Source organism: Psychrobacter sp. SCQQ22, from assembly GCF_015864605.1.
GTDB lineage: Bacteria > Pseudomonadota > Gammaproteobacteria > Pseudomonadales > Moraxellaceae > Psychrobacter > Psychrobacter fozii.
Genome location: NZ_JADYWZ010000012.1, coordinates 42,695 through 66,987, shown reverse-complemented (window position 1 = coordinate 66,987; position 24,293 = coordinate 42,695). Strand labels below are relative to the sequence as shown.

Here is a 24,293-nt window from a genome sequence, read left to right as displayed (position 1 = left end):
TTTTATGCATCTACACTCGATTGCTTTGTGCTATTTATAAATTGAGTCGATTACAAGCCAAATACCGCATAGGCTCGAACTTAATTACCAGCCATTTTTTCTGTATCGACAGCACTATCGATGGTTACTACGGTTTTTAATAGGTCAATGGCTTCATCAATGGTATTGCACACCACCAAACGCTCAAGATCTTCTTGCTTCATAAAACCTTGGTCAGTAGTATATTTTAAGTGCTCAATCATACGATCATAGAAACCATTGATATTGAGGATGATCATCGGCTTTTCATGCTGATATAGCTGACGCCAAGTAGCAATCTCCATGATCTCTTCTAATGTACCAAGACCACCAGGTAAGGTAATGAATGCATCCGCATACTCTGCCATCACTGTTTTTCGAGTATGCATGGTATCGGTCAAGTGTAGACAAGTTAGCTGTTCATGAGCAATCTCATGTTTGAGCATAAAGGTTGGAATCACCCCAATCGCTTGTGCACCGCCCTTGATCACTTCATCTGCAACGGCACCCATCAACCCAATACTAGCGCCACCGTAGACCAAACCCATACCGTTATCTGCTAACGCACGACCTAGCTCGCGTGCTGCTTGCTCATAAATTTCTTTATTACCGAGACGTGATCCGCAATACACTGCCACTAACGGCATTGTCAATGCTGATTTATTCACTGCTTGCTCAATGTTAGTGATGTCTTGGCTAGTGATAACTTCATACGTATCGTTATTAATCTTCATTTGCATATAGCTTCCTTAATGTTACATCGATTGTTTTTATTGAATGTCTATTGATTAAAAATTTAGTTATTAAAAAGTGTATGTATACTGGGGCATGCCCTCAATTCAAAAATAGATTTTTATGAAAACATTGATAGATAATAGCATTTAAAATAAAAAAAATAGAACTTGGAAGTCATCTTCGAGTGCCTTCCTCACTAAGATTTATTTTAACATAAGCAACCCTATCAGATATCAGCAACGATTTATCACTACGCAATGACTACATGCCCAAGACGGTTAGCGATTCTTTACTCATCAAACGCAATGATAAAAATGATAAAAATGATAAAAATGATAAAAATGATAAAAATGATAAAAATGATAAAACATCCTAAGGCCAAACCATGGAAAACAGCCCTATCAATAATCAAATAGATACTGACTCTCAAATAGATGTTTACTCTCTGAGCATCATGACAGACCGTAATAAGGCATTGGCAGCCACTGTCTATCGTCCTAGAGATACGACGAAAAAAGCAATCATGATGGCACCAGCCACAGGTATCAAGCGCCATTTTTATCATCATTTTGCGAGGTATCTCGCAGAGAGTGGTTTTGGGGTGCTGACCTTTGACAATGAAGGTATCGGTGAATCGCTTTCTTCTGAGTTATCTAAATGTGATGCATCTTTGATTAGCTGGGGTCGCCATGACATGCCAGCCGTCCTTGATGCGCTGCAAGATGAATTTCCTAATGCGTCTTATCACCTTATCGGTCATAGCGCAGGCGGTCAGTTGATTGGCTTAATGCCCAACTATCAGGCGATTACCTCAGTCTTCAATGTTGCTTGCTCTTCAGGCCGTATCAAAAACATGGGCATGCCTTATAAGCTCAAGGCGATGGGATTTATGGATGCGTTTATTCCGCTCGCTAACTTAACATTGGGCTATACACCATCGGATAAAATCGGCATGGGTGAGCCATTACCGCGCGGTGTAGCTCGACAGTGGCGTGATTGGTGCAATGAAGACCGCTTTTGGCAAGAGCATACACACGCATTTTTATGATGAACTGAGCATGCCAGCGCTTTGGTTGGGCTTTAGCGATGACGATATCGCCAATAGCAAAAACATGGATGATATGATTCGCGTATTTACAAAAATGCCAGTAGAAAAGCGCTTTTTAGAACCCAAAGATTTCGGGCTAAATCATATCGGTCACATGCGTTATTTTAGTAGCAAAACCAATGCCAAAGCACCAGAGCTTTGGCAGATGGCAGTTGATTGGCTTAGTAAGCAGCATTAAGAGGGATATTTACTTTAAGAGGAGTATTTACTTTTCTGAGCTTTCGTTCTCTTCTGCCTTAACACGTTTCGTCAACGCAGAATACAGCGACGGCTGCATGTTATGAATATTGCCTATCATCCATTTGACATAGCTGATAGGTACCTCTTTAATTGGCTTGCCCTTATGCTTGCCAAACGGCATCTTACTCACAGGGGTCGCTTTATTAGAAATAGCATGCGCCGCTGCAAAATCTGTCGGAGCAATCTCTAGACGTTCGCAGCAAGCCTTATATAGCAAATAACACATGCGTGCATCGCCTAGTGCATCATGAGCAGCCACCGTCATTCTACTTGCTTCAGACTTCCCCAATAGCTGATCGATACACTTGGACTGACCGTAAGCACTCCATTCTGGAAAGGCTACCCTCGCCAGCCGCACCGTACATATAAGCTTGGCAGAGGGGCTGCCAATCACTCTCCAATCAAAGCGTACATTATGACCAATCAGATATTCAGGCAATTCAAATTGGTCTAATTCAAAACACTCAAGACCAACCACATCCTCATCGGTAATGCCATGCACTTTGATGACAATTGGTGATATGGCACGACCACTATTAAAGTATTTCATCCACTCAAACCCTGTCGCCACATTAATAGTCGCAACTTGAATAGGTCTTGGATCACGACCTTGATCTGTTTCGGTGTCGATAATCAGTGCAGTGTCAAAATCGGTCATAGAATATGGGTCATCAATAGTGGCTGAAATAGCCTAACAGAAGCGTTATAGTGAATAGAAACATGCTTGCTACATTTATAGTTATTGGGATAAAAACCAAATATAACAAGCTCATACAGAAAGTAAAGGATAGAACTTCTACAATATAGTATTCAATAATATAGAAAATTTAAGAGAGCCCTATGCTACCTGCCGATGAACATCAGCGAGCCAAACCCACATTTTTACGCCGTGTACTAAGCGTGCTCATTAGAGCTGCTGTGTTGGTGATGCTATTGTTTATATTAGACAAACTACTGCCAAGTATCAGTCAACAAACACAGTCATTCGTTGTGTCAAAGTGGCAACAGTTGAGTCTATTGCAGCAAGCACTGCCTACAGAAGACAGTCTACCCTCGCCGTTACCAGAGCAGAATCTAACGGATACTTGGGGTGCTGCGCGTAGTCAAGGCCGCTCGCATGAAGGTATTGATATCTTTGCAGCGCGAGGCACGCCGATACAGTCGACAACGCAAGGTATCGTCCGCAAAGTAGGTGAAAATAATTTGGGTGGTCGCGTGGTGGTCATCGTTGGACCTGGCGGCGCAGGACACTACTATGCGCATTTAGAAGATTATGCCGATATTGCTCCCAACGACTGGGTGAATGCTGGTGATATCATTGGTTATGTTGGTGATAGTGGCAATGCAAAAGGCACACCGCCTCATGTCCATTATGGGATATACATCAATGGTAGCGCTGTGAACCCGTATCCATTTTTGCAAAAGAATTAGGGCATATTATCCGTCTATAAATCAGTAATATTTTCGGTCTTAACTCGTAGGAGCGGATCGAACATAAGCTGCTGGGAATACCATACTAAATGTGGACCCGACCCCTTCTACCGAGTCAATTTGTAATTTTGCCTCATGTTGGTACAAGACATGTTTTACAATCGCTAAGCCCAAACCTGTACCACCTGTGGCACGACTACGGCCTTTATCAATACGATAAAAACGCTCCGTTAAACGCTCAATATGCTGCGATGCAATGCCAATGCCATTATCCTCAACAGCGAACTTGCAGCCTTCTGACGTCTTGGTCCAGCTGATGGATATATCGCCACCTTTTGGAGTATATTTAATGGCATTAATCACCAAGTTAGACAATGCGCTATTTAGGTACATCTCTGAACCTTGTAGCCCGTCATAAGTATCTATCTGCAAATGAATGGTATGGCCATATGACTGGTTGTAGGCTTGCGCGTCATCGTAGACATGAGTCAACAGCTTGGTCATATCAATATAAGTCAGCTCATGAGCCTCCTCGATTTCAATGCGAGATAACAGGAGCAAGTCATTTACAATTCTGTTCATGCGAGCTGTTTGCTGAGTCATCAACTCAAAACCACGACGCCAATGCGGCGGCATATCTGGCTGATGTGAGAAGTTTTCTAAATACCCCATCATTACGGTCAGTGGCGTACGCAATTCATGCGAGACATTCCCGACAAAATCGCGGCGCATTTCTTCTAAATTATGTAATCGTGTCACGTCATAAATAATGAGCAGCTTTTCATCACCAAACGGTGTAATTTCACACTTTAAATAGCGCTTAGCATCTCGCCATGATTCTATATGAACACCATCGTTAGGTATCGTTGTGGACTGATAATATTGACGGAATTCAGGGGCGCTGATGAAGTCAAAAATACTCTGACCTTTATCTGTTACTTGCAATAGCAGCAAATCCTCTGCCGCTTGATTCCACCACTCCAAACCATCATCATCATTGATTAAAATCACCGCATCTCTTAATGCTTGTACGGCGCTGCTGATTTTTTTAAGTTGATCCGTTGCATGCTTCTGAGAGGTTGACTCTAACGTGCCCTGCTGGTTATTTTCTATTGGCATAGTATTGCTCACTTATTATCCTTACCACTATTCGCTATATTGGGCCACGATTGCCAAGGCACTTTTAGGGTCAATTAACTGGGTTCAATAAAGCTAGAAAACCGATAGCCTGTACCACGAACCGTCTGTATCAACTTATCACAGTCATGTGGGCGCAGTAATGTACGCAGACGTTTGATATGTACATCAATGGTTCTATCTTCAATATAGACGTTGCCACCCCATACTTGATCTAGCAGCTGTGTCCGCGTATAAGCACGCTCTGGGTGACTCATAAAGAATGCCAATAATCGATACTCAGTGGGGCCAACTTCGATGACTTTGCCTGTGGCTGTCACGCGCTGGCTCTTTGTATCTAGGCTTAGATTACCTATTTCGATAGGCTTATCACTACTGAGCGCACTACTACGGCGCAACACTGCTTTGATTCTTGATATCAATTCACGTGTCGAAAAGGGCTTGGTCATATAGTCATCAGCACCGGCATCAAGGCCGTGAACCTTACTATCCTCTTCACCTTTGGCCGTCAGCATAATGACGGGGATTTCGGACAATATCTCATCATTTTTGAGCATACGGCAAAAATCAACACCGCTTTTATCTCCGGGCAGCATCCAATCTAATAAAATAAGCGCAGGCCTATGGTCGACGACTTGCTGATGCGCCTCTGATACATCGGCTGCCTGCAAGCTATCAAATCCAGCCATTTCTAGTGTCATTACGATCATTTCACGAATCGCAGGTTCATCTTCAACAATTAAAATTTGCTCATTATACATACGGTATTCTCAGCGTTAGATGACGAAACTCAACTTATAAACAAGGCGATAGGTGCTCGTTATATTTTATCTATTAAACGGATTAATTATGACAGCTTAATGACATTTGTTTGAAATGCCTTATCCTTAATATTGAATCCGATTGTTTACTTTACCTCTAATAAGAAATTCAGCGGCCCATCATTGATGCTCGATACCTGCATATCAGTGCCAAACTGACCAGTAGCCACATTGGCATGCTGGGTTTTGGCATAAGCGACCAATTGTGCGAACAACGCCTGTGCCATATCGGGTGCCATTGCACCCCCAAAGTCAGGGCGACGGCCTTTATCAGTTTTTGCCATCAAAGTGAACTGTGATACCAATAGCAATCCACCGGCGACTTGCTGGACGTTTTTATCTAATTTACCATATTTGGCAGGATCATCATCATTTTCAAAGATGCGATAGGTCAGGATTTTATCGATCATTCTCTGCGCGCTTTGTAGCGTATCATCGTGACCCAGACCAATATATGCCAACACACCTTGCTCAATAGTACCGACACACTGTTCATCAATGGTGACACTCGCACCCTTCACTCGTTGTATAAGTGCTTTCATTTACTGACTCCTTACAGATTATGCTCATACAATAACATGCTGTCCATGATAAAATGCAGCCATTCACTTGCCCATTAATTATTACATTGAACTTTACTTTGGTAACCTCATTATGAATTTATTCACCACCTTGCAACAGCTTGTCCCGCAGCAGCAGCTAAGTAAAATTGCAGGCCGTCTAGCCGCAAGTCGCCACCCTTACGTCAAACGCGCATTTATCCGTAGCTTTGCTAAAGCTTATCATGTCAGTTTGGACGAGTATGAGCGCCAGAGCTTTAATGCCTATGAAAGTTTCAATGATTTTTTTACTCGTGAACTAAAAGACGATGCTCGCCCTATCGATACTACTGCTGACGGCATCGTCAGCCCTGCGGATGGTGTTATCTCTCAGTTGGGTCAGATCGAAGACCATAAATTGCTCCAAGCCAAAGGTCGCTACTACGATGTTGGGCAGCTACTTGCTGATAGCGAAGATGGCCAGTATTTTGCTGATGGTAGCTTTACAACCGTTTATCTAGCACCTAGTAATTATCACCGTGTCCATATGCCGTTCGATGGTACTTTAACCAAGACGCGTTACGTACCGGGTACGCTGTTTTCGGTCAATAATACGACTGCCGACAACGTGCCTGACTTATTTGCACGTAATGAGCGTTTGGTTTGTATGTTTGATACTAAGTATGGCAAAGCAGCCGTGGTGATGGTCGGGGCGATGATTGTCGCTGGTATCGAGACGGTAGCGACAGGTAAGATTTCTCGTACGGATGATATCCAAGAAGCCGACCATGACATGAGCTTTGAGAAAGGTGATGAACTTGGCCGTTTTTACTTAGGCTCAACCGCCATTGTAGTGCTACCAAAAGCCGCAAAAGCTGCTTGGCAAGACAGTATGAAAGCCAATAGTGTTGTACAAATGGGACAATTATTGGGCAATACCGATACCAAATAAATGTACTACCGACTCCCAAAACAAGAGCTGCAAAAAACAAAAGCCCCGTTAAGCGTAAATCATAACGCTTAACGGGGCTTTTTATTCATTACTTTTTACTAATTATTAAAAGTAACGACTCATAACGAAAGCGCTTCAGTATTGAAAGATATTCAAAGCACCTTAATATCGAAAGTGCTTATGGATAGGATAAGCAAATAGGATGTTTTCCTCTTGCGTACCGCTGCCGATATTATGAATAATCAACGGTGTGCCATCAGCGGCTACTTTGTCCGAGACAATGCCTATGTGCGGCAAGTTACTTTTTGGCAGACGCCATGACACGATATCTCCCGCTTGAAAGCTGTCTTTATCCGTAATTGATAATGTCTGGCCTTGACGCTCAAAGAATGCTTCCAGATTGGGCACACGACGATGGTCAATATTTTTGTCCGTCGATTTCAGTCCCCAATTCTTTGGATAGCTTGACCAGTTGGACTTCATGTCATGATTGACCAATTGCTGTAGATCAATGTTTTGCAGACGATACGCTCTGATGATGACATCAGTGCAGACACCACTTTCTATCGGCACATCACCACGCGGAAACTCTAATTTACGATAAGCGGGATCATAGCTGGTGGTAACCCCAATTTGCTTTTTGGCATCGTGCGCCAATTTACTACCACTACTGATGGAGGTCGCGGCTTGAGCCATTTGTGCCAAGCCTAATACACTGACCAAGACCAGTGATGTACATAATGTTCTATAAATTACAGATAATCTCATTTAACAATCTCTTTTTGGTTGAACCAATCACCAGTACTGTAGCACGTGCAAATGATAGCTAAGTTGCAAAATGTTTAAACAATCAGGCTGTCCCTTTACAAATCAATCAACCACCCTTGCTGAGTTGCATATTTAATATTTTCTGATAACCAGTCATGAATGCTAGGAAAGCTGTCTTTGATAAATGCATGTGCACCGCTTACTTGTGAGCGAGTGACACCTAGCTCAATCCATGTTTTTCCTTCGGTATTTAGATTGAGTAAAAAAGGCAGTAAACGATCAATCACTTTTAGCAGCTGCGTCTCTTTACTATCGCCTGTCTCTTGCTCTTCCCAAACTTCACTTAAATTCGTAATACCATTACCACGTTCAGCTTGTAACCGAGCAATACCCTCACGCTCTTCTACGTGTGCAGTGCTACGAGTACTGGCATATAAGAAAGTATCGCCAGCATCAATCTCACCCAAATCATGTACCAGTGCAAGCTTTAATAACTTCTCATGATTGACATCTAACTCAAACTGCTCAGCGATTGACCAACATGCCATGGCCAAATGCCAAGAATGCTCAGCAGAGTTTTCTAAGCGCGTAGTACCCGTCACATAGCTGCGACGATTGACTCGTTTAAGCGCATCCAACTCTAATAAAAAATGGGTAACGTCATTTATATCGATGTCTACAGCGCGTGTTGAATCGATTGATAAAATAGGTTTGGTTGATACTGCTGGATTAACTACTGACATACTGTTCTCTAACTTGTCTATGGATTGATTGCGCTTTATATTGCTTATATTAGAAATAGAAATAGCGCTGATTCTATCAAGCGCTATTTTTATAAAAACTATTCAAACATATCAGTATATGAATGATACTAACGGCTTAACTATACGTCATGACATTGGTTATTTGATCAAATTGCTAATCGTCTTAAAGGCAGGGTCTTCGCTGCTACGGCACAGTTCAAACAGAATGGTTTCGACTGTGGTAATCACACCACCTGCACGGCGAATACGGCGAATGGCTTGCTTTTTATCATAAGGAAAGCGTGACCCAACCGCATCCCCAATAATGACGGGTTGCATACCGTTATCGAGTAAATCGAGTGCGGTTTGCAGCACACAGACATGCGCCTCTACCCCAAATAATAGAACAATGCTGCGATTCTGCTGTGCTAGATAGTGCCATGAGTCATTGTTGTCGCAAGCGCTAAATGTGACTTTCTCAAAGCTTTTGGCATTAGTGCCTTCTAATATTTCACGTATCTCCGGCAATGTATCACCTAGACCTTTTTTATATTGCTCATTGAGCATGATAGGGACATTCAGCGCTTGCAGACCTTTGATAAGCGTCACTGTTTTTTTGACGATATTCTCGTGATCATAGATGTGCGGGGTAAGACGCTCTTGCACGTCAATAATCATAGCTTGCGTATTTTCGCGAGCGATTCGATAAGTACGATCGGTAATCATAGTAGACATAGCACACTCCTTGTACAACTGACGTTTATAATTCAAATCCGTTTTAGTTTTATCATGAATATTATCATTGTTGAACCAACTCTTATTTAGTCATACTTTGTTCAGTGCGTCAATGAAGATAAACTTAAATAATCGCTATAAAAAAACCTTAGCTTTTAGAGCTAAGGTTTTTTTATAGCGATTAAGACCATAAATGTGAAAGTTTATCGCTATTTTGCTTTTGTGTTTCTAATTTGGTGCAGTTGGCATCAAGTAGAACTTACTCTTTTGGCGTGTTTCCAGAGTCTTTGCTACCTTCAGCCCATTTCCCTAAGTTATGCGCTTGGCAGCTGTATTTCGCCATTCGCGACGCAGTACTTTCACTATTACCGTTATCCAATGCTTGCTGATAATTTTTCATATAAATACTGTCCGTTGGCTGACAGTTACTGCTTGTGGTAGCACATCCAGCTACTACAAGTATACCCAAAGATAATAATCCCATTCCCAATAAATTTTTCATATTCACTCTAGAAATTATAATAATATAATTAAAAACTAATTAATCGATTTTGATCTCAATAAAAAACTCTGCACGAGTGCAGAGTTTTTATTGGAATCAACTCAATAAATCAATAATTACACACGCTCAATGATAGTCGCAATACCTTGGCCAAGACCGATACACATCGTCGCTAGACCGATTTCAGTATCTGACTGCTCCATTGCGTTTAGCAAGGTAACCGTGATGCGAGCGCCTGAACATCCTAGTGGATGACCTAATGCAATCGCGCCACCATTGATGTTGACGATGTCTTGCTTGTCCGACAAGTTTAAGGCTTTAAGTACTGACAAGCCTTGCGCTGCGAATGCTTCGTTTAACTCGATGGTTTGCATATCATCGACGCTCATGCCAGCACGTTTAAGTGCTTTTTGAGTCGCAGGTACAGGACCATAACCCATGATAGCAGCATCACAACCAGCCACTGCCATACTACGGATACGAGCGCGAGGCTTTAGACCTAGCTCTTTGGCTTTTTGGGCGCTCATCACTAGCATAGCAGACGCACCGTCAGACAATGCAGATGACGTAGCAGCAGTAACCGTGCCGCCTTTTGGATCAAACGCTGGACGTAGCTTTTGCATTTGTTCCATCGTTGCGTCTGGACGAATTACTTCATCAACCGTACACAGTTGCAAACGACCCGCAGCATCATGACCTTCGATGCCGATGATTTCATTATCAAAACGACCTTCGGTAGTCGCAGCCCATGCACGGCGATGTGACTCAAGACCGAAAGCATCTTGCTCTTCACGTGTGATGTTATTCATACGGCCTAGCATTTCAGCAGTCAAGCCCATCATGTTTGAGGCTTTTGCGTAGTGCTTTGATGCTGCAGGGTTCAGATCAACGCCATGCATCATGCCGACGTGACCCATATGCTCAACACCACCGATGATGAAAACATCACCTTGATTGGTCATGATTTGAGCAGCAGCAGTATGAAGCGCCTGCATAGAAGAACCACATAGACGGTTGACTGTTTGGCCACCCGCTGTCTTTGGAATACCTGCTAGCAGACCGATGTTACGACCGATGTTTAGACCTTGCTCTAGCGTTTGGTTGACACAACCCCAGATGATATCTTCAACGTCACGTGGGTCAAAGTCGTTACGCTCGACCAATGCACGTACCAATTCAGCAGACATGCTATCAGCGCGAACGTGGCGGAACATACCGTTTTTAGTTTTACCCATCGCTGAGCGTACGCCATCTACGATGACCACGTCTTTTGGACTTAAAATTGTCATACTATCTTCCTTTTCAATTTTTATTGTCAGTGTAGTCAGCTCAATTTACTACTATTAACTCGTCAATCTCGCTTAAAGTACAATAGGTACATTTGCGCTCGATTTTCTTGTACTAGCATTAAATTGAACCAACTATAATCGTACGTTCACTATTGGAGACGATTCATGTCTCAATTGCTTTCATGCAAAAATAGCAAACGTACGGCACTTCATCCTAGTAGTGACTGCCTATTACGCTGTTGCGTAAAAGGTCTCGCCCGCTGCTGCCATGTCGCGGATTTTTTGCGGGGCTTCATAGGCTTTGCCAAGGTATGCGTATTTTTCACATAGTGCCAAGTAGTTATCTAGACCCATTTGGTCAACATAACGGCAAGGACCACCGCGGAATGGTGGGAAACCTACGCCCATAATCATCGCCATGTCGGCCTCGCTTGGCGTGCTCACGATGTTGTCTTCTAAGCAACGCACTGTTTCATTACAGAATGCAATCATGGTGCGATCAATGATTGCTTGATCGTCGAATTCTTGCTTTTCGCTATCTGTGGTGGTTTTTAGTAGCTCATAAGTGGCTTCGTCAGCGACTTTCTTTGGCTTGCCGCGTTTGTCCATTTCATACTTATAGAAACCAACACCGTTTTTCTGACCTAGGCGTTTGTTTTCATATAAAAGCTCAATAGCACCTTTATAATCAGGCTTCATGCGATCAGGAAAACCTTCTGCCATGACTTCTGCGCCATGAACACCCGTGTCTAGACCGACGACGTCGATTAGATATGCAGGACCCATTGGCCAGCCGAATTTTTCCATGACTTTATCGACATGAGCAAAGTCAGCACCTTGCTTAAGTAGCAAGTCAAATGCACCAAAGTATGGGAACAGAACACGGTTTACGAGGAAACCTGGGCAGTCATTGACTACAACTGGCACTTTGCCCATTTTAGTTGCAAGAGCAACAGTGGTCGCAACCGCTTCTTCAGATGACTTCTCACCGCGGATAACTTCTACCAATGGCATACGGTGTACTGGGTTGAAGAAATGCATACCGACGAAGTTTTCTGGACGCTCAAGCGCTTCAGCCAAGAAAGTAATAGAGATGGTTGAAGTGTTTGACGCTAGGATACAGTCGTCTTTTACCAAGCCCTCTACTTCTTTTAGCACCGCACGCTTCACGTTTGGATTTTCGACTACCGCTTCGATAACGATATCAGTTTCAGCAAAATCACCATAGTTAAGCGTTGGACGGATACGGCTTAAGGTTTCGCCCATTTTTGCTGGAGTCATTTTGCCGCGATCGACCATTTTACCAAGTAACTTGCTGGCTTCGCCCATACCAAGATCTAATTGCTCAGACTTGATATCTTTCATGATGATTGGCAAGCCTTTGCTGGCTGCTTGATAGGCAATGCCGCCACCCATGATACCAGCGCCTAGTACAGCGGCTTCATTGATTTCATGTGCTTTTTTGCTGTGTTGTTTTGCTAACTTTTTAACCAATTGATCGTTTAAGAACAGACCTACCAAGCTCTCTGCTTGTGGGGTTTTAGCCGCTTTAGCAAAACCAGCCGCTTCTACTTCGATTGCTTTGTCACGTGGTAAATTAACGTGCTTCTCAATCGCTGCGATTGCTAGCGCTGGTGCTGGGTACTGCTTAGGATTTGCTTTGGCAAAGATCATACCTTTGGCACTGTTGAATGCCATGGCTTGCTCAAGCTGATTTAGCTTAACTGGAACCAGTTTTTCTTCACGTTTTGCTTTCCAATCAAGCTCACCTGAGATACATTTTTTGACCAAGTCAATTGCCGCATCTTGCAAGTCATCAGCTGGAACCGTCGCATCAACCAAGCCTAGCTTTAGTGCTGCTAGTGCTTTTTTAGGTGCGCCAGTCGCGATAAGCTCAAGTGCATTATCGATACCAATGATACGCGTACTACGAACCGTACCACCAAAACCTGGGAAGATGCCCAATTGGGTTTCTGGTAGACCGATGATCGCTTTGTCGCTCATGACACGGTATTCACACACCAAAGTCATCTCACAACCGCCGCCCATTGCAGCACCATTAATGGCTGCAACTTTAGGGAATGGCAGGTCTTCAAAACGATTGAAAGCGTCATTGACATGAACGACCCACTCTTTGATCTCGCTTTCTGACTTCTTAAAAGAACCCACGAATTCTGTGATGTCAGCACCAGCGATAAACACGCCTTTGGCTGAAGTAACGATAAGACCTTTTACGTCATCCGCTTTTTCTAGCGCACTAACTGCTTCACCAAACTGCTTGTTGGTCTCAGCATCAAATTTGTTCACGCTCTCATTTTCGGCGTTGTACTGCATATTGGCGATGCCATCCTCTAGCATTGTCACCGTGATGCGATTTCCTTGGTATACCATGTGGAACTCCTTTCTATTGTAATAAAAACGATGTAGTAAAATTTATGACTTATAAAATTTATAACTTATAAAGCTACTTTTTAGACTGTAAAAAATAGCCGGTTATTGTTAGTAAAGTAAGTAATAGCAATGATTAATCTGTACGCTCATCATGACAAACAGCATGGCAGATGAACCAGTGAAGATGTCTTTATTATCTAGCGCTTATCGTTATGCATTCATTGCTATGTGCGCGTTGTTATTTCTTTAATACCAATGAGTACAGCGCTTCATTTATATCATTTCTTTCAAGATACTGCTGTTGCAAGTGTTGATGTTATAAATACTGACTGAGATTTGATTTTATATGAGTTGTCCGCTTAGATGCAGGCACAAAACTTATGCTTTCATCATCAGGCTATCTCTACGCCAATTAGTGTAGGGGATTATGCCCCTTACTGTCACAAGCTAATGCCATACTCACAAGTCACTCTTAAATCACCTGTAAGCATTTACCTTATGCGCAAAGTGCTTTAGTGAATGATTGTATACTCAAACCAGGCGTGTCGCTGTCAGGCTTTGCGTAAATATTGTCTTGCAACGCATAAATCATAGTAGCAACCATCAAACATACGCCTTTATCAGAACACATTCAATCCGTCAGTGAAATCAATGATAGGTAACGAGAGATTGTTGGAATATTGCGTTCGCAAAAAACAGTCGCGAAAAACAGTTAATTGATACTTTGTCACACACAAGCCATGCGCGCTATCATGCTACACTAATGTCGTTTTTACCTTATCTCTGATAATTTTTACTGCACTCCTATAAACTGCATCCCTATAAATGGTTGGATTATGACTGTTCCTTCTACGCTACACCCTACTCCTTTCGGCTTTATATCGTTTGATAATAATGAACAATTTCATAGCACAGTGCGCGAGCAATTGGCACAAGATATCGACGTGCTGTTTGCTTATGCCAAGCTCCCCAGCCCACTAGTCGATGCTTGCCGTTATGTGATGACTGGACAAGGCAAATTGGTACGTCCACTGTTGGTCGCCAGTGCCTTCTCTAGTATCACAGCGAATAATAACAACAGTCTTAAACAGACAGATATCCAGCAAAAAAGCTCTGAACAAAATGACGGTTTGGACGCACTGTTAGAAAGCAACGCTGACTATGATATGGCGCGCCGTGCAGCGTTGGCAGTAGAGCTGCTACATACCTATTCGTTGGTGCATGATGACTTGCCGTGTATGGACGATGATGACCTGCGCCGTGGTCAGCCGACGGCTCATATCGTCTTTGATGAGGCGACAGCGCTGCTAGCAGGGGATGTGCTACAAACGCTCGCCTTTGAAGTATTGACCGCGGAGCTGCCTACTTTTGCGCCTTATGATTCAGACATTGCCAACCAGCTGCTCGCTATATTTGCGCCACGTGCCAGACGCATGGTTTCCGGTCAAATGCTAGATCTCAATGCCGAGGCCAGTGACAGCATCTCACAAACTGATTTGGAAGCCATTCACCGTGACAAAACGGGTGCATTGATTGAAGCGGCCATGCTCATGGGTGGTGTCTGTGCTGGCGCGACCGCTCCTCAGCGTATGGCACTACAAGAGTGCGCTCAGCATATTGGTCTGGCGTTTCAAGTTCAGGACGATATATTAGATGTGACGACTAGCACGGATACGCTTGGCAAGCCTGCCGGTAGCGATGAAAAACTGGACAAATCCACTTATGTAAAATTCATGGGCGTTGAGAAGGCAACTGACTATGCGCAATCGCTATTTAATGATGGGCGCACAGCCATTATGCGTGAACTAAGTAGTGGTGAATTGAGTAGTGAAAACGAAAAAACAGATACAGACAACGATGCATTATTAGCATTGATTGAGTGGCTCTGGTCGCGTAAAAAGTAGCTTATCGAATTACAAACGATAAAAGATATCGTAGCAAACCTTATTACCCAAAACGGCAGTGAGTGGTCAACATGGACAGTAACCCTACCCCGCGTATTTATCTTGGCACTGGTGGCTATAGCGATACTGATTTGCTCGGTACGCTGTATCCCACTGGCACCAAAAAGACCGACTTTTTACGTGAGTATGCCAAGCAATATGGTGCGGTGGAGATTAACAGCACGTTCTACGCACCCATTGGACAAAAAGCCTTTGCTGGGATGGTCAATAAAGCATATGTCCAAGCCGACAGTCAGTTAAAGTTTGCCGTCAAACTGCATCAAGACTTCACTCATGCACGCAAAGGTACTGCCGAACACGCACAAGCATTTTTAAATGCCTTATCTCCGCTTATCGAAGCAAATGCTTTAGCGCCATTATTATTACAATTCCCGCACGGCTTTGACCGTACTCGCGAGCATCGCCTCTATTTGGCCAATCTGGTCAGTTGGTTTCAAGACTATCCACTCACCATTGAGTTTCGTCATAACGCTTGGCACACGCCACAAGTGGTCGATAGCTTTCGGCAGCAAGGTCTCATTTGGTGCAGCGTTGATTATCCTAATGTCAGCGGACTGCCACCGTCACGATTGATATTCACCGAACGCACTGGCTATCTGCGCATGCATGGCAATAATCTAAATTGGTGGGATGCGATGAGCGCAGCTGATCGTCATGATTATCGCTATAGCGAGGCTGAGATGCAGGACTGGGCGCAAGCGATAGCCAATCAGCGTCAGCATTTCGATACGTTATATATCTTCTTTCAAAACACCACCAAAGCGCATGCTTATTATAATATTGCGATGCTGCGTAAAGCGTTATTCGCTCACCACTTTGAGGTTCTTTAAACCAGAAGCTGCCTTGTGTGATAGTCAATCATTACTCACACTCAAACAAGAAAGCAAATAAGCAATCAAATAAAAAATCATACAAGTAGATAACCATGGATTCACTTAGTCAGATCGTTTTAGGCGCTAGTGTACAAGGTGCGGTACTGGGTAAATACCAAGGACGCAAAGCTTACCTGTACGGAGCTATGCTGGGTACTTTGCCCGATTTAGATGTACTAATACATTATCCTGATCCCATCAGTAATATGACGTATCACCGTGGTTTTAGTCATTCGCTAATTGTCCTGACGGCAGTGGGTATCGTGGGCGCGTGGGCAATCAGTCGCTATCATCAATGGCGCAACATGCCACTGCCTTACTCTACTGCGCGCTTGGCAGCGGCCATGACGCTAGCGCTGACGACCCATCCACTTTTAGACAGCTTTACGGTCTATGGCACGCAATTACTGTGGCCGCTACAAGAGTCTTTATCGCTGACGCCTTTTAGTATTGCGTCAATGTTCATCATCGATCCGCTATATACGTTGCCACTGCTCATCGCCATGATGATAGGGCTGATAAAAGGAAGCCAGCTTGGTATCTTTAAAACTGGCGTATTAGCCCACTGTCAACGGCTTGCCATTTGGATGTTGGTTATCAGTAGTGGGTATTTGATGCTTTCATTAGGGCTAAAATATTACGCGCAAGACAAAGCTGAGCAAACGTTAGCAGCTGCCAAAATAGACAATATAACCCGTATCAAAACCATGCCTGTCCTGCCTACTATCCTGATGTGGCGTACGGTCGCTGAAGACGATCAAAATAGACTGATTGAAATGCGCGGTAGCGTTTTGGACAGTCGCTTACCTGAGTATCGCTATCTGACGCAGTATGACGACTCGCAGACGCTACGCGCAAACTTACCAACCGCGAGCCAGCCCTATGCACATAGGCTGGATTGGTTCTCTGGTGATTGGACAGGCTACCGAACGCAAACCATATTTAATGACGCTGTTGAACCGAATAAGCAAGACATCCAATTGGTCGTTGACGACCTGCGTATGATGGCAGGCGACACAGCGTTCTTTAGTTTTGTCTTGGCAAATAAAACAGGACAAGAGTCGCCATGGCAATCTGTTACGCCTATAGACGCACCTATTGTCAAAACGGATGGTGAACCTGAGGTGTCACGCATTGAATTGGTGAAACAAGGGTTTGTGAGAGTGATCGATGCGTCATCTATGGATAAAGATGGTGGCTGGGTTTTGGTTGATGAAGATTAGTGCTGACTAAGAATAAAAGCTGTCTATAGCGTGTAAGGTGCAAGCAATTGCGAATTAGCATCAGCACTTTGATACGTTATATACTTTCTTTCAAACCACTATTAAAGCGCGTGCTTATTATAAGATTGTGAAGCTGTGGGAAGTGTTGGGCAATTTTAAGTTTTAGGTTTTGTTATAATTGACTACTAAATTCGAAAATTATATTTCAAGGAATAGAAATGTCAAACTGGCTTTTAGATAGACTATTTGAGACTGGTAAGCAGCCTAAACCAAGATTCGCCTTTCAAGGAACTGTTAATTGGATGCGAGCTCTAGCTGAAGTTGTTGATAGCGGAGTTTGTGATAAAGCAAATCTTAAAATTCTGTATCAGAAGGTACAAAGAAGGTCTGTTAATACAGAAGCTGATAACTGGGTTTTCGAAAACATGCATATGGCTTACAACAACTTAGCAGCTCTAAACACTATGAATATTGAAGCTGTTGATAAATACGATATCTGTAGTTCTGCAATCGTATCATGGTATTACGCAGTTTATTTTGCTAGTAGCGCTATGATTGCTGCATCTTCAGGCTCGAAACAAGAAAACCACACTGCGACCGCAAGAGTATGGCAAGCAGATATAGCAGAAAAGAAACTTATCCCCTATCCTTTTGATCTTTATTTAAGTAGTTTAGTTACCAGTAAGGCTGAAGCTGAAATTGCAGTTTATCGAGGAGATAACCAGTTTGATCTAAATCAAAGATCTGGAGGACTAGATATTGCTCATGGAGGTATTATCTCTTACTTGAAGGGCACTCATAAATATAAAAAAGACGAAGCGGAAGAACGTATTCAAAATACGAAAGAGTTTAAAGCACTCAAAGTTGATGACTTTCGAAAGAAAATTGCTAGAGAGCTTAGAGATAAAACTTTAGATAAAGGGCAAGTGAATTTCTTAATTCAAGCTTTTAGATATCGAGGTAAAGCCCATTATAGAGATTCTATCTTTCTGTCCTACGGTGATGATCACATAGAATCTATTGAGCAATTAATTAAAGACTTAAATATAGTTGCACTTGGATTCATACGTGCAGCGTCTCATTATTGCTCAGTTAGGGTAGAAAAAGGGACTTGGGAACTATTTGTCGATGATATTAAAAATAATACACGTTTATCTTTAGATGTCGAAACTATAACCGTATAGACAATTAATCAAACCAAAAAAGGACACCTCACCGTGTCCTTTTTTCTCACTAAGATCCTTATCAGCCCCAAACCACGCTCTCAAACCTACAGAAACCCAGCTATACATTTATCTAAAAACAAGCATACAGAACCGCCCTACTCATTGTCTTTGCACACTGGTAATGTCTGTATCGTTAATTAAAAATTGTCAGTCAAAGCCCCATATAGGCGTACTGATATCTATTTATAATATTGGAGAAAATATCGATGACAACACTAAAAAATAAAGTCGCGATTGTAACCGGTTCATCAAAAGGCATCGGCGCACAGATAGCCATACTACTCGCAGCAGCAGGCGCTAAAACCGTTATCAATTACGTAAATGATGATGCAGCAGCCAATGATATCGTCAACCAGATTAAATCAGCAGGCGGTGAAGCCATCGCCGTGCAAGCAGATGTCAGTAATGCCAAGCAAGTCGAAGCAATGTTTGATGCCACTATCAGCGCTTTTGGCAAGCCAGATATTTTGGTTAACAGCGCAGGCGTGATTATCTGCAAACCTATCGCAGAAACCACCGATGAAGACTTTGACCGTATCTTCTCTATCAATGTAAAAGGCACGTTTAATACATTGCGTGAGGCAGCGACTAAACTTAATGACGGTGGCCGTATCGTCAATCTCTCAAGCACGACCACTCGCATGATGCTGCCCACTTATGGCACCTACTGCGCGACCAAAGGCGCAGTCGATCAGCTGACTAGAATCTTCTCTAAAGAAGTTGGCGCGCGAGGAATCACGGTCAATGCAGTCTCTCCCGGTCCTACTGATACCGAGCTGTTCCATGAAGGCAAAGCGGATGACACGGTAGAAAAGCTCGCCAGCATGTCACCGTTTAATCGTATCGGTGAGCCAGTCGATATCGCTCGTGTAGTGGCATTTTTGGTGAGTGAAGAAGCCGCTTGGGTCACAGGGCAAAATATCGGGGCTAACGGCGGTATCGCTTAACAGCATTATCGTATTGACGATATGTATATTAATACCTAAAACAGAACAAACAAAAAAAGGACACCTCGCGGTGTCCTTTTTTATCAATCAAATACTTAGCAGTTAAAGCTTATGCTTCAACGCCAGCGTCTTGACCTTTATATTTTGCATTTGCGTAGTCCCAGTTCACTAGTTTGTCTAGGAACGTGTCTACATAGTCAGGACGACGGTTGCGGTAATCAACATAGTAAGCATGTTCCCATACATCACAAGTCAATACAGCGATTTGACCGTTCGCTAGTGGCGTACCAGCGTTAGGTGTTTTAGCGATTGACAGTTTGCCACCGATTTTGTCAGCGACTAGCCATGCCCAACCTGAACCGAATTGAGTCAATGCTGCGTTTTTGAACTCTTCACGGAACTTGTCATAGCTACCGAAATCTTCTTCGATTTTAGCTTTTAGATCGCCAGTAGGTTCGCCGCCACCGTTTGTTGGCGTCATGCAGTTCCAGTAGAACGTGTGGTTCCATACTTGAGCTGCTTGATTGAACATACCTTGCTTGCTGTCATCTTTAGCAGTTGCTAGGATGATTTCTGGCAATGTTTTGTCTTCTAGACCAGAACCTGGTAGCAATTCGTTAAGCTTAGTCACGTATGCATTGTGATGCTTATCGTGATGATACTCTAGCGTCTCGGCGCTGATATGTGGCTCTAGTGCGTCTTTTGCGTATGGTAGTTCTGGCAATGTAATGTTTGACATAGTTATTTTATCCTTGCTGTTTAGCCGTTAGTTTATAAAACTGATTATAGAAACTGAATTTTACGCTATTTTTACACCGCAAAAAACACTATAAAATAGCGGACTAAATTGGCTGAGTTTATTGTTTGAAACGAATATTATTGCTTGATACACGGTACTGCTCAATACAATATCACGTATTATTATGAATCCAAAATGAACCTAGCGGTTACTGCTTGCTATTATTCTTTGCTTAAAAGCCAAGTGTTTGACTTCATAAGCATTTATTAATTAAATATTCAAAAGTTACAGGATATAACTCGCTGTAGCTTGGCGAGTATTATAGCAACAATGACCAAAAGTATCAGTTACCAAATGTTATAGACCGTACAATCTGCATAGCGATTGGTTATTTATTCCATGATGCTCGCATGTCTGATAAAACAATGTACTATCACTACGATTATGACTATCAAGGTCAACCAGTACAGTATCTGTAATAATATTAGACTCTAATAATAGACTGACCCAATCATCACTTTTTAGCATTTTTCATATAACGGAATGGCCCTATGAGTACCTCAGATACTTTATCAATCCCTACCCAATCGACAGCTGATAACCAATGGGTGCTCGCCAGTAATAACAAAGGCAAGCTGGCTGAGTTCAAACGGTTATTTGCTGAGGCGAATTTGGATGTGACGATCATCCCGCAAGGTGAGCTGAATATTGAAGATGCCATCGAAGACGGGCTAAGCTTTGTGGAAAACGCCATTATTAAAGCCCGTCATGCCAGTCGCATCAGCGGATTGCCTGCTATCGCTGACGACTCAGGACTGTGTGTGCCTGCACTCGGTAACGCACCGGGCATCTACTCAGCGCGCTACGCAGGTGAGCACGGCAATGATAGTAAAAATAACGCCAAGCTTATCGCTGACTTGCAGCCTATTCGTACTGAGCACGCTCACGAGCCTATTAAAGGGTTATTCGTTTGCGTACTGGCGATGGTGCGCCATGCTGATGATCCATTACCAATCATCGCCCAAGGATTGTGGCATGGCGAGATTTCAGAGACAGCGCATGGTGATGGTGGCTTTGGTTATGACCCATTATTTTGGTTACCTGACTTGCAAGCCAGTGCGGCCAGCTTGAGCGCTGCTGATAAAAACAGCATCAGTCATCGTGGACAGGCCCTTCAGCAGCTATTGGCGCAACTGCCTTTATAAGTGCTCCTATAAAGGCAAGCAACATAAGGAAACATGACACCAAACAGATAATTTTTACTTTAATAATCAGATAGATTATACTGTTCTACTTTTAAAAATTTTGTCGAAAACCGTTATATGTCTGTATAATTCACCAAAAAGCGTTATTATGCGGTGCATTAACGGTTTATTATTGATATTTGATAGCATTTACAACCTCAGCAGTTTTATATTTTGTGCTGGCAGCGATTGCTACTGACACTGATATGGACGTTGCGGGCTATCATTGTCCCCTATTTATTCCAACGGCAATCCGTTGTACACGCCCGTATTTTGAGGCTCGGTTTGTCTATTACCATTTAATCCTAAGTACTGCTTAATTTTAAGTACTATCTAATCCTAAAGGTGTAATTAACATGGCTACAGATTTACAAGTCACAACCAACAAGCTATCTAACAAAGAAACCCAATTGACAGTTAAAGTACCTGTCGAAAAAATTCAAAACAAAGTCGAAGGCCGTATTCGCCAAGTTGCGAAAACTGCCAAGATTGACGGTTTCCGTAAAGGTAACGTCCCTATGTCACACATCCGCTCTCAGTACGGTGCTGGCATTCAACAAGAAGTTATCAACGATGTGATCCGTGATACTGTTTTTGAAGCAATCAAATCTGAAGACATCCGCGCTGTTGGCATGCCTAACATCGACGACGTAAAACTTGAAGACGATTTCTTGGTTTATCAAGCGACTGTTGAAATCTTCCCAGAAGTAGACGTACAAGGTATCGATGAGATCGAAGTTGAGCGTCATACTGCTAAGGTTGATGAAGCTGACGTTGACACCATGATCGAAAACCTACAAAAGCAACGTGAAGAATTCGTTGAGAAAAAAGGCATGGCTGCGAAAGACAACCAAGTGACTTTTGACTTTGAAGGTTCTATCGACGGCGAAAAATTCGAAGGCGGCTCTGCTGAAGACTTCAAATTGGTTATCGGTAGCAACCAAATGATTCCTGGCTTTGAAGCGGGTATCAAAGGCATGAAAGCTGGCGACGAAAAAGTTATCGAAGTAACTTTCCCAGAAGATTACCAAGCTGAAAACTTAGCAGGCAAAGAAGCTCAGTTCAAAATCAACGTAAAATTGGTTGAAAAATCTAAGCTACCTGAAATTGACGATGCGTTCCTTGAGCTATTCGGCGTAAAAGAAGGCGGCGTTGAAAAACTAAAAGACGACGTACGCAAAAACATGGAACGCGAAATCAAAAACGCTGCGCGTAGCCAAGTTAAGCAAGCGACTTTTGACGCATTGCTAGAAAAGAACGAGTTTGACGTACCAAACGCGATGCTAGAGCAAGAAATCGAGCGTCAACGCAACATGATGATGCAACGTTTTTCTCAGCAGTTCGGTGCCAATGCTGATAGCTTCGATAAAGACATGCTACCAAATGAGCTATTTGAAGAGCAAGCGCTACGTGCTGCCCGTCTTGGCATCATCGTTGCCCGTGTTATCGACACCAAAGGCTTAGAAGTAGATCAAGCACGTGTTGAGACGTTCATCAAAGAAGCGGCTGAAAACTACGAAGATCCAGCAGAAGTGATCGAGTACTACACCACTGATAAGCAACAGCGCGCTAACATTGAGTCTGTTGTACTAGAAGACCAAGTGGTTGATTATCTAATCGAGCAAGGTAAAGTAACTGACAAAGAAGTTAGCTACCAAGACTTGCTAGCTGCTCAGCAACAACAGCAGCAAGCCATGTAGTCTAGACTGAGCGCTATCTGTCTTTAGGATACCTACTTTCAGATAGTGCTCATGTTCTTAGCTCATAAAAATACGGCCCCGATCATCGATTGGGGCCGTATTTTTATGGGTAAACATAAATAGCAGTTTAGGTCAAAATAGTAATAAAGCCCTAGGTTAAAACAGGAATGAACACTACCCCTAAACCTAGCATAACCAACCCACGTTGGAACCAAAAGTGACCGCCGAGACGCTGTTGCAACTGCTGATTAATCACCATACCAACCGCATAGAGTCCTAACATAGACACAATCATACCAGCATAAAAACCTAACTGACCTGATACGCCGATCTGTGCTGGCAATTCCATCGCATGTGCCATACCGTGAAATACTGCCAAGCCGCCAAAAGTCATACTCAGCAATGGTACATCACTTTTAGTTGTCGTACTCGCTACTGACCTATTCAATGATGCAGCTTTTCCGCGCCATTGACCCATTAACACAAATGCCAATACCACCACTGATAAGAGTATTGCCATTTCAACCATGCCAGCGGCCGAACCAAATGCAGCCCCACCTACCAAAGCACCGACAGTCGCTAATACCACACCCAACGATAATCCTCCTGCCAATGACATCATGCCCAAGCGCTGCTTTTGCAGTCCGTAAAACAACATACCCATACCGACTGCTAAAAACAAATGATCAAAGCCAGTCAGCGGATGCATCAGCCCTGCTTGCAACGTGCCTAACAGCGATGACGTGTGCGCAGTCGTTGAATGGATATGACCTGAATGCGCCTGCGCCAATGACGGAAGCATCAATGAGGTCATCATCACAGCTGAGCCAGTTACTATGTTACGAGCGAATAGAGCCTGTGAAAAATGCGTCTTTGTTATAGTTTTTGTCTTGGTAGAGGCTGTCATGGGAGTGCTCCTTAATATTAATAATTTAGTTGTTCGTAGCTTGTTGTTCATAGTTAGTGAGA

General features: G+C 43.1%; 24 protein-coding genes. 11 read left to right on the top strand and 13 right to left on the bottom strand.

Going from position 1 to position 24,293, the window contains the following annotated elements; translation table 11 throughout:
• Positions 1-80: 80 nt before the first annotated feature.
• A complete protein-coding gene (locus I6E84_RS13605; protein ID WP_197218523.1) occupies positions 81-758 on the bottom strand; it encodes a TIGR00730 family Rossman fold protein in 678 nt (225 codons plus the stop codon).
• A 380-nt stretch (positions 759-1,138) separates the two neighbouring features.
• On the opposite strand from I6E84_RS13605, the gene I6E84_RS13600 reads away from it, so the two are divergent.
• Positions 1,139-1,801, top strand: a complete 663-nt coding sequence (locus tag I6E84_RS13600; protein ID WP_265090878.1) for an alpha/beta fold hydrolase — start codon at positions 1,139-1,141, stop codon at positions 1,799-1,801.
• Between the two features lie 10 nt (positions 1,802-1,811).
• Positions 1,812-2,039: a hypothetical protein gene (locus tag I6E84_RS14235; RefSeq protein WP_265090877.1), complete on the top strand. Its 228-nt coding sequence runs from the start codon at positions 1,812-1,814 to the stop codon at positions 2,037-2,039.
• A gap of 27 nt (positions 2,040-2,066) precedes the next feature.
• On the opposite strand, the gene I6E84_RS13595 is transcribed toward I6E84_RS14235, so the two are convergent.
• Positions 2,067-2,759 (bottom strand): putative quorum-sensing-regulated virulence factor, encoded by a 693-nt coding sequence (locus I6E84_RS13595; protein WP_197102495.1) that lies wholly within the window; start codon positions 2,757-2,759, stop codon positions 2,067-2,069.
• Between the two features lie 182 nt (positions 2,760-2,941).
• Here I6E84_RS13595 and I6E84_RS13590 point away from each other — a divergent pair, with 182 nt between their 5' ends.
• The gene (locus I6E84_RS13590; protein ID WP_197102497.1) at positions 2,942-3,532 is read left to right on the top strand and encodes a M23 family metallopeptidase; all 591 of its coding nucleotides are present in this window, start codon (positions 2,942-2,944) and stop codon (positions 3,530-3,532) included.
• Between the two features lie 39 nt (positions 3,533-3,571).
• On the opposite strand, the gene phoR is transcribed toward I6E84_RS13590, so the two are convergent.
• The 3 genes from phoR to dtd all read right to left on the bottom strand — a co-directional run bounded on the left by phoR (position 3,572) and on the right by dtd (position 6,032).
• Positions 3,572-4,663, bottom strand: a complete 1,092-nt coding sequence (gene phoR, locus I6E84_RS13585) for a phosphate regulon sensor histidine kinase PhoR (RefSeq protein WP_320158649.1) — start codon at positions 4,661-4,663, stop codon at positions 3,572-3,574.
• Positions 4,664-4,725: 62 nt separating this feature from the next.
• A complete protein-coding gene (gene phoB / locus I6E84_RS13580; RefSeq protein WP_197102499.1) occupies positions 4,726-5,430 on the bottom strand; it encodes a phosphate regulon transcriptional regulator PhoB in 705 nt (234 codons plus the stop codon).
• A gap of 146 nt (positions 5,431-5,576) precedes the next feature.
• The gene (gene dtd / locus I6E84_RS13575) at positions 5,577-6,032 is read right to left on the bottom strand and encodes a D-aminoacyl-tRNA deacylase (RefSeq protein WP_197218522.1); all 456 of its coding nucleotides are present in this window, start codon (positions 6,030-6,032) and stop codon (positions 5,577-5,579) included.
• A 112-nt stretch (positions 6,033-6,144) separates the two neighbouring features.
• Here dtd and asd point away from each other — a divergent pair, with 112 nt between their 5' ends.
• Complete coding sequence (gene asd, locus I6E84_RS13570) at positions 6,145-6,981, top strand: archaetidylserine decarboxylase (RefSeq protein WP_197218521.1); 837 nt, start codon at positions 6,145-6,147, stop codon at positions 6,979-6,981.
• Between the two features lie 162 nt (positions 6,982-7,143).
• Here asd and I6E84_RS13565 read toward each other — a convergent pair whose 3' ends face one another.
• From I6E84_RS13565 to fadB, 6 genes are all read right to left on the bottom strand, one after another.
• The gene (locus I6E84_RS13565; protein ID WP_197218520.1) at positions 7,144-7,749 is read right to left on the bottom strand and encodes a DUF1287 domain-containing protein; all 606 of its coding nucleotides are present in this window, start codon (positions 7,747-7,749) and stop codon (positions 7,144-7,146) included.
• Between the two features lie 95 nt (positions 7,750-7,844).
• Positions 7,845-8,492 carry an HD domain-containing protein gene (locus tag I6E84_RS13560; protein WP_197218519.1) on the bottom strand — a complete coding sequence of 216 codons (648 nt, stop codon included), beginning with the start codon at positions 8,490-8,492 and terminating at the stop codon, positions 7,845-7,847.
• A gap of 159 nt (positions 8,493-8,651) precedes the next feature.
• Positions 8,652-9,227, bottom strand: coding sequence for an isochorismatase family protein (locus tag I6E84_RS13555; RefSeq protein WP_110924173.1), 576 nt, complete (start codon positions 9,225-9,227; stop codon positions 8,652-8,654).
• A 259-nt stretch (positions 9,228-9,486) separates the two neighbouring features.
• Positions 9,487-9,729, bottom strand: a complete 243-nt coding sequence (locus I6E84_RS13550) for a hypothetical protein (RefSeq protein ID WP_110924172.1) — start codon at positions 9,727-9,729, stop codon at positions 9,487-9,489.
• A 116-nt stretch (positions 9,730-9,845) separates the two neighbouring features.
• Positions 9,846-11,018: an acetyl-CoA C-acyltransferase FadA gene (gene fadA, locus I6E84_RS13545; protein WP_197218518.1), complete on the bottom strand. Its 1,173-nt coding sequence runs from the start codon at positions 11,016-11,018 to the stop codon at positions 9,846-9,848.
• Between the two features lie 231 nt (positions 11,019-11,249).
• Positions 11,250-13,409, bottom strand: coding sequence for a fatty acid oxidation complex subunit alpha FadB (fadB, locus tag I6E84_RS13540; protein WP_197218516.1), 2,160 nt, complete (start codon positions 13,407-13,409; stop codon positions 11,250-11,252).
• Between the two features lie 836 nt (positions 13,410-14,245).
• Here fadB and I6E84_RS13535 point away from each other — a divergent pair.
• From I6E84_RS13535 to I6E84_RS13515, 5 genes are all read left to right on the top strand, one after another.
• Positions 14,246-15,313 (top strand): polyprenyl synthetase family protein, encoded by a 1,068-nt coding sequence (locus I6E84_RS13535; protein WP_197218514.1) that lies wholly within the window; start codon positions 14,246-14,248, stop codon positions 15,311-15,313.
• A gap of 71 nt (positions 15,314-15,384) precedes the next feature.
• Positions 15,385-16,203 carry a DUF72 domain-containing protein gene (locus I6E84_RS13530; RefSeq protein WP_197218512.1) on the top strand — a complete coding sequence of 273 codons (819 nt, stop codon included), beginning with the start codon at positions 15,385-15,387 and terminating at the stop codon, positions 16,201-16,203.
• 95 nt (positions 16,204-16,298) lie between these two features.
• Complete coding sequence (locus tag I6E84_RS13525) at positions 16,299-17,468, top strand: metal-dependent hydrolase (protein WP_197218510.1); 1,170 nt, start codon at positions 16,299-16,301, stop codon at positions 17,466-17,468.
• Between the two features lie 218 nt (positions 17,469-17,686).
• Positions 17,687-18,652 carry a hypothetical protein gene (locus tag I6E84_RS13520; RefSeq protein ID WP_197218508.1) on the top strand — a complete coding sequence of 322 codons (966 nt, stop codon included), beginning with the start codon at positions 17,687-17,689 and terminating at the stop codon, positions 18,650-18,652.
• A 248-nt stretch (positions 18,653-18,900) separates the two neighbouring features.
• The gene (locus I6E84_RS13515) at positions 18,901-19,641 is read left to right on the top strand and encodes an SDR family oxidoreductase (protein ID WP_197218506.1); all 741 of its coding nucleotides are present in this window, start codon (positions 18,901-18,903) and stop codon (positions 19,639-19,641) included.
• Positions 19,642-19,750: 109 nt separating this feature from the next.
• Here the strand turns inward: I6E84_RS13515 and I6E84_RS13510 are convergent, their stop codons facing one another.
• Positions 19,751-20,380: a superoxide dismutase gene (locus tag I6E84_RS13510; RefSeq protein ID WP_197218504.1), complete on the bottom strand. Its 630-nt coding sequence runs from the start codon at positions 20,378-20,380 to the stop codon at positions 19,751-19,753.
• Positions 20,381-20,931: 551 nt separating this feature from the next.
• On the opposite strand from I6E84_RS13510, the gene rdgB reads away from it, so the two are divergent.
• Positions 20,932-21,585 carry an RdgB/HAM1 family non-canonical purine NTP pyrophosphatase gene (gene rdgB, locus I6E84_RS13505; RefSeq protein WP_197218502.1) on the top strand — a complete coding sequence of 218 codons (654 nt, stop codon included), beginning with the start codon at positions 20,932-20,934 and terminating at the stop codon, positions 21,583-21,585.
• Positions 21,586-21,980: 395 nt separating this feature from the next.
• On the top strand, positions 21,981-23,324 hold the full coding sequence (gene tig, locus I6E84_RS13500; protein ID WP_197218501.1) for a trigger factor: 1,344 nt from the start codon (positions 21,981-21,983) through the stop codon (positions 23,322-23,324).
• A 151-nt stretch (positions 23,325-23,475) separates the two neighbouring features.
• Here tig and I6E84_RS13495 read toward each other — a convergent pair whose 3' ends face one another.
• Positions 23,476-24,231 carry a HupE/UreJ family protein gene (locus tag I6E84_RS13495; RefSeq protein ID WP_197218500.1) on the bottom strand — a complete coding sequence of 252 codons (756 nt, stop codon included), beginning with the start codon at positions 24,229-24,231 and terminating at the stop codon, positions 23,476-23,478.
• Positions 24,232-24,293 lie beyond the last annotated feature (62 nt).